Annotated in this window: 9 protein-coding genes and 1 pseudogene; 3 read left to right on the top strand and 7 right to left on the bottom strand. The window is 73.1% G+C overall.

Going from position 1 to position 14129, the window contains the following annotated elements; translation table 11 throughout:
• Positions 1–3 precede the first annotated feature (3 nt).
• The 7 genes from J5X75_RS35185 to J5X75_RS35155 all read right to left on the bottom strand — a co-directional run bounded on the left by J5X75_RS35185 (position 4) and on the right by J5X75_RS35155 (position 10290).
• Positions 4–1380 carry a lipopolysaccharide biosynthesis protein gene (locus J5X75_RS35185; RefSeq protein WP_307798464.1) on the bottom strand — a complete coding sequence of 459 codons (1377 nt, stop codon included), beginning with the start codon at positions 1378–1380 and terminating at the stop codon, positions 4–6.
• Positions 1365–3035: a hypothetical protein gene (locus J5X75_RS35180; protein ID WP_208471964.1), complete on the bottom strand. Its 1671-nt coding sequence runs from the start codon at positions 3033–3035 to the stop codon at positions 1365–1367. Before J5X75_RS35180 ends, J5X75_RS35185 begins: the two co-directional genes overlap by 16 nt.
• The gene (locus tag J5X75_RS35175; protein ID WP_238490521.1) at positions 3032–4999 is read right to left on the bottom strand and encodes a hypothetical protein; all 1968 of its coding nucleotides are present in this window, start codon (positions 4997–4999) and stop codon (positions 3032–3034) included. The genes J5X75_RS35180 and J5X75_RS35175 overlap by 4 nt, the downstream gene beginning before the upstream one ends.
• Positions 4996–6093: a glycosyltransferase family 4 protein gene (locus tag J5X75_RS35170; RefSeq protein WP_208471963.1), complete on the bottom strand. Its 1098-nt coding sequence runs from the start codon at positions 6091–6093 to the stop codon at positions 4996–4998. Before J5X75_RS35170 ends, J5X75_RS35175 begins: the two co-directional genes overlap by 4 nt.
• 73 nt (positions 6094–6166) lie before the next feature.
• Positions 6167–7030, bottom strand: a complete 864-nt coding sequence (locus J5X75_RS35165) for a glycosyltransferase family 2 protein (protein ID WP_208471962.1) — start codon at positions 7028–7030, stop codon at positions 6167–6169.
• A 97-nt stretch (positions 7031–7127) separates the two neighbouring features.
• Positions 7128–7883: an L-type lectin-domain containing protein gene (locus tag J5X75_RS35160; RefSeq protein ID WP_208471961.1), complete on the bottom strand. Its 756-nt coding sequence runs from the start codon at positions 7881–7883 to the stop codon at positions 7128–7130.
• 196 nt (positions 7884–8079) lie between these two features.
• Complete coding sequence (locus tag J5X75_RS35155; RefSeq protein ID WP_208471960.1) at positions 8080–10290, bottom strand: FAD-dependent oxidoreductase; 2211 nt, start codon at positions 10288–10290, stop codon at positions 8080–8082.
• 288 nt (positions 10291–10578) lie between these two features.
• Here J5X75_RS35155 and J5X75_RS35150 point away from each other — a divergent pair, with 288 nt between their 5' ends.
• From J5X75_RS35150 to J5X75_RS35140, 3 genes and pseudogenes are all read left to right on the top strand, one after another.
• Positions 10579–11340: a glycerophosphodiester phosphodiesterase family protein gene (locus J5X75_RS35150; RefSeq protein ID WP_307798463.1), complete on the top strand. Its 762-nt coding sequence runs from the start codon at positions 10579–10581 to the stop codon at positions 11338–11340.
• A gap of 384 nt (positions 11341–11724) precedes the next feature.
• Positions 11725–12270: pseudogene (locus J5X75_RS44900) on the top strand (Pecanex-like protein 1); the annotation flags it as partial.
• 1004 nt (positions 12271–13274) lie between these two features.
• Entirely contained in the window at positions 13275–14117 is an 843-nt protein-coding gene (locus J5X75_RS35140) for a siderophore-interacting protein (RefSeq protein WP_208471958.1), read from the top strand.
• Positions 14118–14129 lie beyond the last annotated feature (12 nt).

Here is a 14129-nt window from a genome sequence, read left to right as displayed (position 1 = left end):
CGTTCATTGCTTCGCCGCCGCTGTCGTGGTTCCGGCCTTCCGGTCGCGCTCGGCCCACGTTTCCCCACTCCGGCTGACGGTCCGGGCCGTTTCGGGAGCGCCGGGGCAGCGCTCACGGCCGGCCGAGACCGTCAGGGCTACGGCCGCTACCAGGAGGGCGGCCGCCGTCTGGCCGGCCAGCCAGGCCAGGCCGGCGCCGGTCACGCCGTGGGTGGGCAGCAGCAGCCAGGCCAGGACCAGGCAGGTCACGGCACGGATCAGGTTGAGACGGCGGCAGAGCCGGAACTCGCCACGGGACCGCCAGTGCGCCACCGCCAGGTTGGCCACCGCGTCCGGGAGGGCGGCCAGCACCAGGATCCGCAACAGCGTTCCGCCCTCGGTGGCGTAGGCCGTGCTGAACAGGCCGAGCACCAGATCGCCCCCGGCCAGCAGGACCAGCGCGGGTACGCCGACCACGGCCGCCACCACGACGGCGGCGCGGGTGACGGTGACCGGGGAGGCGTTGGTGCGTTCCGCGTACAAGGCCGAGGCGACCGCCGGGGACACCATGAAGAGCATCGAGGCGGTCATCCAGGCCAGGTAGAAATGGGCGTTCGCGTCGGCGCCCAGCCGGGCCGTGACCAGCACCGGCAGCAGCGCCGCCGGACCGGCCTGGGTCAGGTTGATCAGATGGTGGCCGGTGAGGGCGGCCCGCAGATGGGGCAGTTCGGCACGCAGGCCGGTGAGCCGCGCCCGGGCGCCCGGGCGCAGCCGGCCCAGCGCCGCGACGATCGTGACCAGGCTGATCAGCAGCGCCGGCAGGGTCCAGGAGAGCAGCACCGCCATCGCGCCGTGGAAGCCGGCGGCGAGCACCCCGGCCAGGGCGACGATCTTGCCGGCGGCCACGGCCACGTTGCGGAGCAGCATGCCGCGCCCGGCCCGGTGGGCGACGTAGAGGTTGTCCAGCAGGGTGGTCAGCGTGACGGCGACCGCGGCGGCGATCAGCGCGGCCGTCGCGCCCGGCCCGGCCAGGAACGCGAAGTTCCCGGACAGCGCGGGAACCACCACCGCGGTGACGGCGGCCGTGGCCGCGGTGGCCACCGAGCCGGCGAACAGGCCGGCGCCGACGACGCGGGACCAGGTTCCGGTGTCGATGCCGGGCAGGCGCTGGATGAACATGTGCCCGGCGCCCAGATTGGCGATCATGCTGACCGCGGTGGCGGCCGAGATGAGGGCGGTCGCCGGGCCGACCTGGTACGGCGGGACGGTCCGCGCCGCCAGCATCCAGTAGAGATAGCCGAGACCACCGTTGCACACCGTGGTCGCCATGATCAGGAGGCTGTTCCAGGCCAGGGAGTCCCCGGACAGCCGGCGGGCAGTGGTGATCAGCAAGCGTCGCACTCCGATGTGACCTTCCGGCCCGTCGCCGGGCCACCGAACTTCTCCAGGACGGGGGCCGGCCCGAAGGAACTCGCGCCGGTCGGGACGCCGGCGGGACCCGGGTCGGTGAAGCGGCCCCCGACGCCCGGACGGATCACGCCGATCGCGGGGTTCCCGGCGGTCGCGTCCGCCGGAGCGGCGCCGTCCCGGACCACCGGCCGCTCCCGGTCCGGGGCGACCCCCGCGGCCCCGGCGCCCGGCTGCTCCCCACCGGCGCCGGCGGTGGCGCCCGGCTGTGCCGGATCGGGGCCGACCGCGGCGGCCCCGGCGCCCGGGCGGTCGCCGCCGTCGCCGTCCGCGCCCTGGTGGCCGGCGCCGTCGCGGTGCCCACCGGCGTTCGGGCGAACGTGAGCGGCGCCGTCCCGGGTGCCCGCGCGATGACCACCGGGAGCCGCGGCCCCACCGGCGTGCGAGCGGGGGTGGTCACCTGTCCGGTCGGCGGCCGGGGCGGAGTTGGAATGACCGTGTCCGCCGTGCGCGGCGCCGGAACGATCGCCGTCGTGAGCGGCGTCGTCGTGAGCCGGGCCGGAGACCGCGCCGCCACGCGTGGTGCCGGAGACGGAACCGGACCGGGTGGCGCCGCCCGCGGTGGTCGGCGCGTCCCGGTCGGTGAACGTGGAGTGGGCGGGAGCGCCGCCCCGGCAGGAGGCGGAGCGGGCGAGGGCGGGCCGGCCACGGGCGTAGAAGCCGGTGCTGGTCGTGCCGACGCTGATGTCGATCGCGTGGAGGCAGCCGTCCGGGGGAAGGCCGGGGATGCGGACGGTCAGCAGGCGGACCGTGTCGGCGGCCACCGTCAGGGGTTCGCTGGCCACGATCTGGCCGCCGACCCACAGCCGGAGCCGGGTGGTGGTGTCGGCCAGGCCGGCGCTGGTCACCCGGACCGGGACGGACAGGCCACGGGACGGAACGGTGACCGGGCGGTTGATGGCGGCCGCCCAGCCGCTCAGGGCGACGCTCAGGTAGCCGGGCTCGGCGGGGTGCGGCGCCTTCAGGTACCCGCGGACGGCCGCCGCCCCGACGGCCACCGCCAGCAGCACCGGGACGCCGACGATCGCGGCCGTCCGCCCGTACCCCGGCTCGTGATGGTGACCACCCGCCCGGGCCGCGGCCCCGGCAGAGGCGGGACCGGCGATGTCGGTGGGGGGGTTCCCGCCGGGAGAGTGACCGCCGGACTCGACCGATTCGTCGGCGGAAAGGGGGTGACCGGCGGAGGCCCGGAGGGTCGAGGTGGCTTCGTGGCCGCGCTGGGACGGCAGGCTGGCCGGGGCGACGGCGCGGCGGGTGGGCAGGCGATCCCGCAGCAGAGCGGCCGCCGCGAGGAGCGTCGCGGTGGCGGCGGCGGCCACGGCCAGCGGGACCGGCCGGACCGGGAATCCGGCCAGGTGCAGCAGCAGCGCCACCAGCGGCAGGGTGATCAGTCCGCTGACCGCGGACAGACCGGCCCGGACGGCCGGCAGCGCGGTCTCCGCCGGGCGGCCGGGCAGAGCGCGGATCCAGAGTTCGCCGATGGCGTACAGAGCCGCGAGGCAGAGCGGGGCGGCGAGCCAGGGACGGCCGTCGGCGGCGAGGGCGCCGCCGAGGCCGGCGTACGCGAAGAGCAGCGGCCGAATCATCATGCCCCCATGCGGACGTGCTGGCCCAGGCTGTCGAAGTCGAAGCGGTAGATCGCCACGTGCGGCCCGTCGTAGATCTTGATCAGCCAGGGCAGGGTGTCGAATTTGGTCAGCTGGGACCGGGTGAAGCCGGGTTTCCCGTCGTGCGGGATCGGCTCGTTGTTCTCGAAGTAGATCTTGATGTCGGGCACCTGCTCGGCCATCCGGCGGTCGACCACGAGGTATTCGAAACGCCAGGTCCGGAGCTGCTCCAGAATGCCGGTGGGCATCGGCCGGCCGGGCTGGGCGAGGTACAGGTCGTAGGCGGGGAAGCTCTCCGAACCGGTGGTCGGCTCCTGCTCGCCGTACGATCCGAAGATCAGCCCGGAGTAGCGGTCGGCGACCAGGCGCGCGCCGCGGCCCCGGGTCTCCAGCAGCCAGCGGGCGGCGGCCATCACCTCGGGGGTGGAGGCCCGGGTGTCCGAGCCGAAGACCGGCGGACCGGGCAGACGGTAGGCGGGATTCATGCCGGCCGCCGTGTTACCGACCATCACCATGGCGCACCCGGTCAGCAGCAGGGCGCCGGCCGGGCCGGATCCGGTCACCCGGGAACGGCCGATCGGCCGGCCCGCCCGGTCCAGCAGTGCGATGATCAACGGGGCGACGGCCAGGGCGATGCCGAGGTAGCTGAACGCCCAGGAGCGCCGTGCGCCCTCCGCGCCGGAGGGTGTGAGGATCAGCAGGGTGGCCGGGAAGTAGAGGGCGCCGAGCAGCAGCATGGCGGCCGACAGGGCCCGGGTGACCGGTTCCATGCGACCGCGGCGGCGCCACCAGAGCAGCGCGGCGCCGACCGCGGCGAGCAGGGCGAACCCCGGGGCGGCGAACGCCGCGTACTGCTCCCACCAGGGTGCGATCGACTGGCTGAACAGGGTACGGCCGCCGGAGCCGCCGCCCGCCATGCCGCCGAACTGGTCGAGCGCCCGGCCCAGGTACGGCTCGAGGTACCGGCCGGTGCGCGGCGAGACGGCGCCCATCCAGAGCGCCACGGTCGCGGCGGTGCCGACGGTGAGCAGCCACCCGGTGCGGGCCGGGCCGGACAGCGCGCGGTCGCGCCAGGCGACGACCGTGCAGGAGAACGCGACCAGCCCGAACATGCCGGTCAGCCAGATCGCGGTGAGATGGTGGGTGGCGGTGATCGCCACGGCCATCACCAGCGTCAGCGCGAACCAGCGGGCGCGGGCCGCCCGGCCGTGGGCGCGGACGGCGCGCAGCCCGGCCGCCAGGGCCCAGATCATCACGGCGATCGCCAGCGACTCGTAGCCGAACTGGGTGTCGAAGTAGAGGAACGAGCTGTTGAGGCTGTAGATGATCGCGGCCGCGGCGGCGATCCGCGGGTCCGGCCAGAGCTGCCCGGCCAGGACCGCGACACCGAGCACCACCAGTACGTGGGCCAGCATCAGCACGCACAGCGCGGCGTGCCAGACGGTGAGGCCGGTGAGCGAGGCCAGCGAGGCGACGGTGGCGTGCAGGCCGGGATAGTCGCCGATCACCCGGACGATCGGGTTCTGCTGGAACAGCACGCCGTCGAGGAGGATGTCCCGGCTCTGTCCCCAGTGGGCGTACTCGTCGTGGAACAGCGGCCCGGTGGGGTTGCGCAGCAGCTTCGGCAGGTAGGTGAAGCAGGCGTAGCCGATCAGGACGGCGAGCCGGAGCCGGGTGTCCGAGCCGCGGCGGACGGCCCAGTACGCCGCCGGCAGCGTGAAGACCAGCATTCCGCCCCAGAACCAGGTGAAAGCGCCGTCCTGTCCCCACTCGGCCCGCCGGTACGCGGTGACGAGCGCAGCGGCCCCGGCCGCGGCGGCGATCGTGAGACCGATCCCGGCGACGGCCGGCCCGGCCCAGGCGCGCCGGGGCGGCTCGGGCGGCCGGTCCGCCCGCCGATCGGTGGTACGACCGACCGTGGCCGATGCGCTCGCCAGTTCGCTCATGGTGTGACGGCACCTGCCGCGGGTGCCGTGCGGTGGGCCACCGCGGCGTAGACGTCCCGTGTCGCACCGACCACATCCGGCCAGGTCGGCAGGATCGCGGGACGGGTCCGGCCGGCGGCCGCGGCGGCGGCGAGCGCGGCCGCCAGCGCGGCCTCGTCCTCCGGGTCGGCGAACCGCAGCCACGCGCTGTCCCCGGCCAGCTGCGCGACCTCGCGGTGCGCCGGGATCGGGGTGGCGACGGTGGGCAGCCCGGCGGCGAGCGCGTCGGCCACGCCCATGCCGAACGCCTCGTACGCGGAGGCGGACACCGCCGCCGACGCGCTCGACAGGCAGGCGTCGAAGGCCGCGTCGTCGAGCCGCCCGTGGAAGACCACCCGCCCGGTCAGCCCGAGGTCGGCGGCGAGCTGCCGCAGCCGGTCGCCGGCCGGGCCGGTGCCGACCACGTCGAGGCGGTGCTCCGGGCCGAGCCGGGTCATCGCCCGGATCACCCGGTCCACCCGCTTGTACTGCTCCAGCCGCCCGACGCAGACGATGCGCCGGGTCCGCGGCGGCCGGGCAGTGGGGGCCGGCCGCGGGTCGGTGCCGTTCGGGATGACCACGATCCGGGTGGCCACCGCCGGGAAGTCCCGCAGCACCAGCTCACGTTCGGCGGAGGTGACGCAGACGACGGCCGAGGCCCGGTGCATGACGGCACGGCCGAGCGGCCGGTAGAGCGGATGCAGCGCGGCCCGGAAGCGGGTGTGCCCGGTGCCGTGGTAGTGCGGCGTGAACACCAGGGGGGTGCGGTTGCCCAGGGCGGCGCAGAGCGCGGCCAGGGCGTGGTAGCTGTGTGCGTGCAGGACGTCGTACTCGGCGGCGTGGGCACGCAGCCAGCGCCACAGCGGGACGGAGAGCCGGTAGTTGCCGGCCGGGACGGTGAGCGGGAAACGGCGTACCACGACGCCGTCCACGTTCTCCACCGAGCGGGTCGCGTGCTGGGTGATCACCTCGACGTCGTCGCCGGCGGCGATCAGCCCTCCGCAGAGCCGCTTGACATGGGTCTCCACCCCACCGATGTCGGGGTGGTAGGCGTTCGAAACGACCCCGATCCTCATCGCGCCACCTCCGCTGCGCTCCGGTGCCGCGACGAGAACTCGACTGAGCTCGATGATTCGCTCGCAAGCTCGCTCATTGGGCCATTTCCTTGGCCCGGCGTCCGGCCTTGGAGCGCTTGGGCCGCCACTCCCGGGCGATGGTGCGCAGCACCCGCATCCCGTCGGTGAAGGCGTTGAGGTTGCTGACGCCGTGGATCCGGGAGTGCTCGAAGCTGGCGACCTCGACGATGGCCAGGCCGGCCTGGGCCGCGCGCAGGTTGAGCAGGGTCTCGATCTCGAAGCCGTCGCCCCACAGGCGGCCGTCGGTGTTGTCCGGGGCCGGGGAGGTGCTGTCCAGGTCGAAGACGTCCAGGCAGTGTGCCCAGAACGCGTTGTAGCCGTAGCAGAGGTCGCTGTACCGGGTTCCGAACAGGACGTTGACCAGCGTGCTGAGGCACTTGTTACCGGCCCGGCGCAGCCGGGTGATGTCGGCGCTGCCGCCGGTGCCCTGGAAACGGGACCCCTTGGCGAAGTCGGCGCCGTCGCGCAGCGCCTCGACGAAGCTGGGGATCTCCAGCGGGTCGGTGGATCCGTCGGCGTCGATCATGACGATGATGTCGCCGGTCGCCTCGGCGAATCCGCAGGCCAGGGCGTTGCCCTTGCCCTTGCGGTTCTGCACGACGACGCGGATGTCGGGACGCAGCCGCCGGGCCACCGCCACGGTGTCGTCGGTGGACCCACCGTCGACCAGGAGGATCTCGTCCACCTCCGGAAGCCGCGCGAAGACGTGCGGCAGGTTCCGGGCCTCGTTCAGGGCGGGGACGATGACGCTGACCCGGGGCCGTGGTTCGGCATCGCCCTCGGGCGTGGTCGCCGGAATCTTGATCTCGATGTCGGTGGCGGTCAGGGACATGACGTCGCCGGTCTCGTCAGGAAGCACACGGTTGGCCGTGGGCATGGCTGTCTCCGATCGGGGCATGGTGGGAGTCGGCCCGGTCCGGGCCGGAGCATGGTCAGGAGCCGGGGCGCACGCGCCCCGGCAGGAAAAGCGGGTGTCAGGCCTGCGGCGTGGTGACGGCCCAGTCGTAGACGTCCTGGCGGGAGGTCACGTCGCCGGTGGCGCCGGTGAATCCGATCCACCCGCGGGTCGCACCGGTGGTCCCGGCGATGTCCACGTGCTCGTCGAGCAGGAGCTGTTCGGTGGCGCCGGGGGCGAGGGAACGGACGTGGGCGGTGATCCGTTGGGTGTCGGCGTCGTAGCGGATCCGGGCCCGGAACGGTTTGCCGAGCAGCGGGATCGAGGGATCGCCGGCGGCGACGTGCCGGTCGGGGTCACCGCCGAGCGTCACCGCGACGTGGTTGCTGTCCGGGTCGGGCGCGTTCTGGTAGGTGTCGAACTCCACCGCCACGCTGCGGCTGAGGCCCCGGTAGCCGAGCCCGCCGCCCCAGCCGCCGAGCGCCCGCGGGCCGATGCCCTGCGCCACGAACGCGATGCCGTCGGCGCCGGTGCGGCCGCCGCCACGCAGGCGCGCCGTGAAGGTGATCTCGAACGAGCGGGCCAGGTTCACCCGCTTGGTCAGCCAGGCCGATCCGATCTGCTTGAAGCCGTCCGCGGTGAGCCGGATGACGGGCTTGCTGTCACCCGGTCGGTGGACGAGCCGGGCCGTCCCGCTGAGCGACACGTCGCGGTCCGTCCGCGGCTCGACGTCGGCCGCGAACGCTGCTCCGGAGGACACCGCGGCCACCAGGGAGAGCAGGGTGGAGGCCCAGAGACCGCCTCGCGCCACTCGGGATGAACGAGAAAAACGCACGACATGCTCCATTTCAGCGGATTTGCCCGACTTAGACTTGGCCAAAGCTAGGACAGTCCGAGAAGCCGCGTTAGCGAGTCTCCGTTATTACCCCCGGATGGTTTCCACCGTGAGGTGAACCGTGCGTATGCGATCCATCGCCGATAGTAGGCGGCAATGGGCGATTTCCCGGCGGGGTACCGGCGAGTAACAGCCCTTAGCGGAGCAGCCGCTCGCCCTTCGGATCGAACAGGGGTTCCGCCGTCACCGTGGCGAGCAGTCTCCGGTCGAAATATCCGATCTCCACCTGCGTGCCGGGGACCGCCAGGACGGACGGCAACCAGGCGTACGCGATGGGCGCCCCCACCGAAGACCCGTACGCCGCGCTCGTCACATGGCCCACCACGAACCCGCCGGCGTACACCGGCTCGCCACCCACCGGCACCTCGCCGGTCTCCGCCAGCACCAGGCAGGCGCTGCTCCGCTCCGGGTCGGCCTCGTCCTCGTCGGTGGTGTCGGTCCACCGGAGCCGGTGCCCCTTCTCCATCCGCAGGCCGTCCCGGGCGAGCCGGCCGGCGGCGACCAGGCCGAGCTCCCGGCCCGCCTCCCAGACGGTGTCCCACAGCCGGGGCCCGTACCCGGCCTCGGCCCAGATCTCCCAGCCCAGCTCGCCGACGGCGGAGACGCGCAGCAGGGTGACCGGCGCCATGCCGAGGTGCCCCTCCCGCGCCTGGAGGTGGCCGAAGGAGGCGAGGTCGACCGTGGTGAGCGGGGCGAGCAACTCCCGGGCGGCCGGGCCCCACACCGCGAGCGCGCAGGTGCCGGCCGAGACGTCGCGCACCGTGACGCCGGGCGGGACGGCACGCAGCAGCCGGTCCAGGTCGAGCGGGCCGTCGGCGCCGATCAGGAACCGGGACCCGGCGAGCCGCGTCACGGTGACCCCACAGCGGGGCCGGACCGTCCCGACCGGGATGTCGGCGCCGACGGCGAACGGGCCGGTCACCTCGATCCGGGTGAGCGGGGTCAGGTCGAACAGCCCGACCCGGCGGCGCGTCAGCCGGGCCTCGGTCTCCGCGATCGGCGACCAGTGCCGGCCCGACCACTCGTCACGGGTGATCGGTGGGTCGGGGGGCGGGTTGGACGCGTACCACAGTGGGGTCTCCCAGCCGCCGTCCGCACCGAACACCGCGCCCAGGTCGGCCTGCCGGGAGTGGAACGGCCCGATCCGCAGATCACGGACACCGGGTGGGTCGGCCGGATGGACCGGCCGCTGGTCGTCGGCGAGCCGGCGGACCGCGCGGCGCCGGACGTACTCCGGGGCGAGCCGGCCCGGATCGAACCGGTTGAGATCGCACTCGTGCAGGTCGATCGCGGGACGGCCGTCGACGATCCACTCGGTGAGGGCCTTCGCGGCGCCGGCCGAGTGCGCCACCGGCACGGCCTCGGCGACCCACAGACCGCGCGGCTCCCGGGCCTCGCCGAGCAGCGGAAACCCGTCCGCGGTCACCCCGAGCACCCCGTTGTACGCCTCGTCGAGAGCGGTCCCCCGCAGTGCCGGGACCAGGTCGGTGGCCGCCGTCCAGGACTGCCGGAAGGTGTCCGGGGTGAACGGCAGCATCGCCGGGTGCGCGTCGCCGGGCAGGTCACCGAGCCGGACCGGGCGCGGATCGGGCCGGACCGCGCCGACGCCCAGCCGGTCGCCGTGAGCCCGCAGATAGAGGCCACGGTCCGGGTGCCGGACGATCGGCAGGGAGTCGTCGGCACCGGCCCCGGTGGTTCGCACGTACTGCTGGACCATCGCCACGATCGGCCGGCCGGTGGCCCCCCAGAATCCGGTGCAGCTCACCACCAGGGCGGCCGGGAAGACCTCGTCCTCGGCCGTGTGCACCCCGGTGATCCGGCCGTTCTCGGTCAGCAGATCGGTGACGCGCCGGTTGCCGAGGAACCGCGCGCCGCGTGCCGTGGCGTTCGCGGCCTGGACCTCGGCGGCCCGGACCGCCGCCACCAGACCGTCCGACGGGACGTGCAGCCCGCCCAGGAGCAGCGACTTCTCCAGCAACGGGAAGAGGGCGAGACAGCCGGCCGGGTCGACGACCGTGGAGTCGACCCCCCACGCCTGCCCGAACCCGTGCCGCCGGTGCAGGTCGGCCAGCCGCTCCGGGGTGGTCGCCAGTTCCAGCCCGCCGACCGCCGAGTAGCACCCGAGCCGTGCGTACTTCTCCGCGGTGTAGCGGGCCAGCCTGGTCATGGTCCGGGACGGCGCGATCTGGGAGACCAGCCCGGGAGTGTGCGAGCTCGATCCGCCGGTCTCGAAGAGCGGCCCCTGCTCCAGCACGGTGACATCGGTCCAGCCCCGCGCGGTCAGCTCGTCGGCCACGGCACAACCGGTGACGCCGGCGCCGATGATCACCACCGCCGGGCCGGGCACCGGTCAGCCCGCCGGGCTCAGCGGCGCCGTCCAGCGCAGGTGGGGATGACGGGGGATCGACCGCAACCGGGCGTGCCGCCGGGCGCCGAACCGACGGGTCACCAACCGGATCTTCTGGGCCCGCGGCCGCACCGGTTGATGGAGCGTCATCGTCGAAATCACCGTTCTTCCCTCCACCCATGCGAGCCCACGGCCACACTGTGGGACAAGGATCTTCACGTCCGGGGCCGTGGTCAATGGGCCGAGCCGTCTTTTACATCTGTGCAACAAGCCCGGCATACTGCCCGGGTGCGCCATCCGTACCTCGACGGCCCCGGACCGCTCGCCTTCGCCCATCGCGGCGGGGCCGCGGCCGGTGATGAGAACACCGCGGAAGCCTTCGAGCGGGCGGTCGCCATGGGCTACCGGTACGTCGAGACCGACGTGCACGCCACGGCCGACGGGATCCCGGTCGTCATCCACGACGCCGAGCTCGACCGGGTCGCCGGCCGGGCCGCCCGGGTCGCCGATCTGACCTGGGCCGACCTCGCCACCGTACGGGTGGGTGGCGCCGCCGCCGTGCCCCGCCTCGACGACGTGCTGCACGCCTGGCCGCGGATCCGGTTCAACATCGACGTCAAGTCCGACGCGGTGGTCGAGCCGGCCGTCGCCGCGGTCCGGGCGGCCGGCGCCGAGGACCGGGTGCTGCTCGCCTCGTTCAGCGACGCCCGGCTGGCCCGGGTCCGGGCGCTCGGCGGGCCGAAGATCGCCACCTCGCTGGGCATGCGCGGCGTGGCCCGGCTCCGGATCGCCGCGACCGCCGGGATCCGGGTCCGCCTGCCGGAGTCGGTGGCCGCCGCCCAGGTCCCGGTCCGGCACGGCCGGATCACCCTGGTCACGCCGCGCTTCGTGGGCTACCTGCACCGGCTCGGGCTGCACCTGCACGTGTGGACGATCGACGATCCGGAAGAAATGGTCCGGCTTCTCGATATGGGCGTGGACGGCATCATGACGGACCGTATCGAGGTACTTCGCGACGTCTATGCGGCGCGCGGTTTCTGGTCCGGCTGAGGAGTTGGCCGCTCACAGACTGTTCCGCTAACCTCCCAGTTCAGCGGCATCTGCCCAAGATCGCATGAACCCACGACATCATCCGAACGGATGATGCCGGGAGTTCAAGACGGTTCCCATATTTTTTCTTTAAGTTCGCCGTAAGAATTCCTGAAATCTCGGCGCGGAATTGCTTTCTGTGAGACGCGTCCCTAACGTCTGCGGCGTCCGGGAATTTGGGGAAAAGAAGGTCTCGTCATGCGAAGCTCGGGTCAACGACGCACCCGGCTGTTGGCCGCCGGTGCTGTACTCACCGCGATCGGCGGCGTCATCGGTTTCACCCAGCTCGCCTCGGCCGATGAGAACAGCACCAAGGCCGGTGAGAGTGGGGCCGGCAAGGTGGTCGGCAACAACCTGACCATCCTCACCGACACCTGTGTGGACAGCGACTTGCCGGCACACGACGGCTTCCAGCGCGGCGAACGATGCGTGTCCACCGAGTTCGGCGAGGTCGGCGCGGCCGCCAACAACCCCACCCTGCTCATCACCCGGGCCCCCGACGACGTCACCGTCGGCACCCCGTTCACCCTCCAGGTCAGCACCCGCAACCTGATCCGGGACCGTTTCCTCGCGGCCGGTCAGGGTGGGTACTACGTGGAGAGCAGCGTTCTCCAGAACGGCCTGGTCCGCGGCCACTTCCACACCGCCTGCCGGATGCTGACCAGCACCGGGGAGGCGCCCGAGTCCGCGCCGGTGCCGGCGTTCTTCGTCGCCACCGAGGACCGGCGCGGCGGCGCCGACCCGGACACCGTCACCATCCAGGTGCCGGGCCTGCCGCAGGAGGGCACCGCACAGTGCTCGTCCTGGGCCGGTGACGGCTCGCACCGGATCCCGATGATGGAGCGCGCCAACCAGACGCCCGCCCTCGACTCGGTCCGGATCACCGTCCGCGCCGGCAACGACGGCCAGAACGGTGGCGGCGACAACAACGGCGGCCAGAACGGTGGCGGCCAGAACAACAACGGTGGCGGCAACAACAACGGTGGCGGCCAGAACAACGGCGGCAACAACAACGGCGGGAACGACACCAACAACGGTGGCGTCACCCCGACCACGCCCCCGACCAGCTCGGCGCCGACCACCAAGGCGACCACCAGGCCGACCAAGCCGTCGACCACGAAGCCGGCCACCGCGACACCGAACCGCACCACGGTGACCGCGACGCCGCGCACCAACTCGACGACCACCACGACCGGCGGCAACGAGACCGCGGGCACGTCCAGCAACAACGGCGGCAACGCCACCTCGGAGCCGGAGGAGAAGACCACCACCGGTACGACCGGCGGCTCCGGCAACGAGAACGAGAACGCCGGCAACGGCGACAACTCGAACACGACGCCGACCAAGAAGCCGACCAAGAAGGCGACGACCCAGCCGGAGTTCGACCCGGAGCCCGAGGCGACCGAGACCGACGGCCCGGCGCTCGCCGCCGACCCCGGTGACGGCGCGCCCGACCAGCCGGAGAGCACCGCCGACACGGTGGCCGAACCGCCGGCCCAGCAGAGCGGCCCGATCGCCCTGGTCAGCAACAACCTGGCGTGGATCGGCGGCGGCGCGGTCCTGGTCCTGGTCGGCCTGGTCATCGCGGCCTTCATGCGGAGCCGGCCCCGTTCCTGGAACTGACCGGCGAAGAACGATCGAGGGAGGGGCGGGACCCGGAAGGGTTCCGCCCCTCCCTCGTTCGTGAGTGACAAGGATCACCGCGAGGCTTCCCATGATCGCGGCGGGAAGCGTGTGAGCGGCGTCGACCGACACGGGGAGTGTCCGCCGAACCCGTGTCCGAGTTCGCTTCCGGCTGAGAAATCTGCGGGAAACCGGAGGCAGGGCGGTAGATCCCGGTGAATAAGGGTAGCCTTACCTGCCGAGATCAGTCCCACCGGCAGTGAGGTGCAGTCATGGCGAACAGACCCGCGCGACCGTGCCACGAGGCCGTGGTCACCCGGGTGGAGCAGCTGACTCCGCACATGGTGCGGGTGGTGGTCGGCGGTGACGCTCTGACTCGGATCCAGGCCGGGCAGTTCACCGATCACTACATCAAGGTGCTCTTCCCCCAGGCCGGCGTGGACTATCCGGCGCCGTTCGACATGGGCGTGATCCGCGAGACGATGCCGCGTGAGACGTGGCCCGTGGTGCGCACGTACACGGTCCGCCGATGGGCGCCCGAGGCCGGCGAGATGTGGGTCGACTTCGTGGTGCACGGAGACCAGGGCGTCGCCGGGCCGTGGGCGGCGCGGGCCCGGCCGGGCGATCCGTTCCGGTTCATGGGGCCGGGCGGCGGCTACGCGCCGGACGCCTCCGCCGACTGGCACCTGCTCGCCGGTGACGAGAGCGCGATTCCGGCCATCGGCGCCGCCCTGGAGCGGATGCCGGAAGGTGCGGCGGTCCGGGCCTTCATCGAGGTCGCCGGGCCGGAGGAGGAGCAGAAGTTCGACTGCCCGGGCGACGCCGAGATCACCTGGCTGCACCGGGGCGGGCGGCCGGTCGGCGAGCCGCTGGTCGCCGCGGTGCGCGGGCTGGAGTTCCCGGCCGGGCAGGTGCAGGCGTTCGTGCACGGCGAGGCCACCTTCGTGCGTGACCTGCGCCGGCTGCTGCGGGTCGAGCTCGGGTTGCCGATGAGCCGGCTCTCCGTCTCCGGGTACTGGCGCCGCGGCATGAACGAGGACGGCTGGCAGTCCAGCAAGGCCGAGTGGAACGCGCAGATCGAACGCGAGCAGGAGCCCGCGACCGCCACCGTGTAAGGAGTGTGACGC

Origin of the sequence: Actinoplanes flavus, from assembly GCF_017592555.1 — a bacterium.
Lineage (GTDB): Bacteria > Actinomycetota > Actinomycetes > Mycobacteriales > Micromonosporaceae > Actinoplanes > Actinoplanes flavus.
Note: the sequence above shows the minus strand (reverse complement) of the source record. Positions and strands in the feature narration are given on the sequence as shown.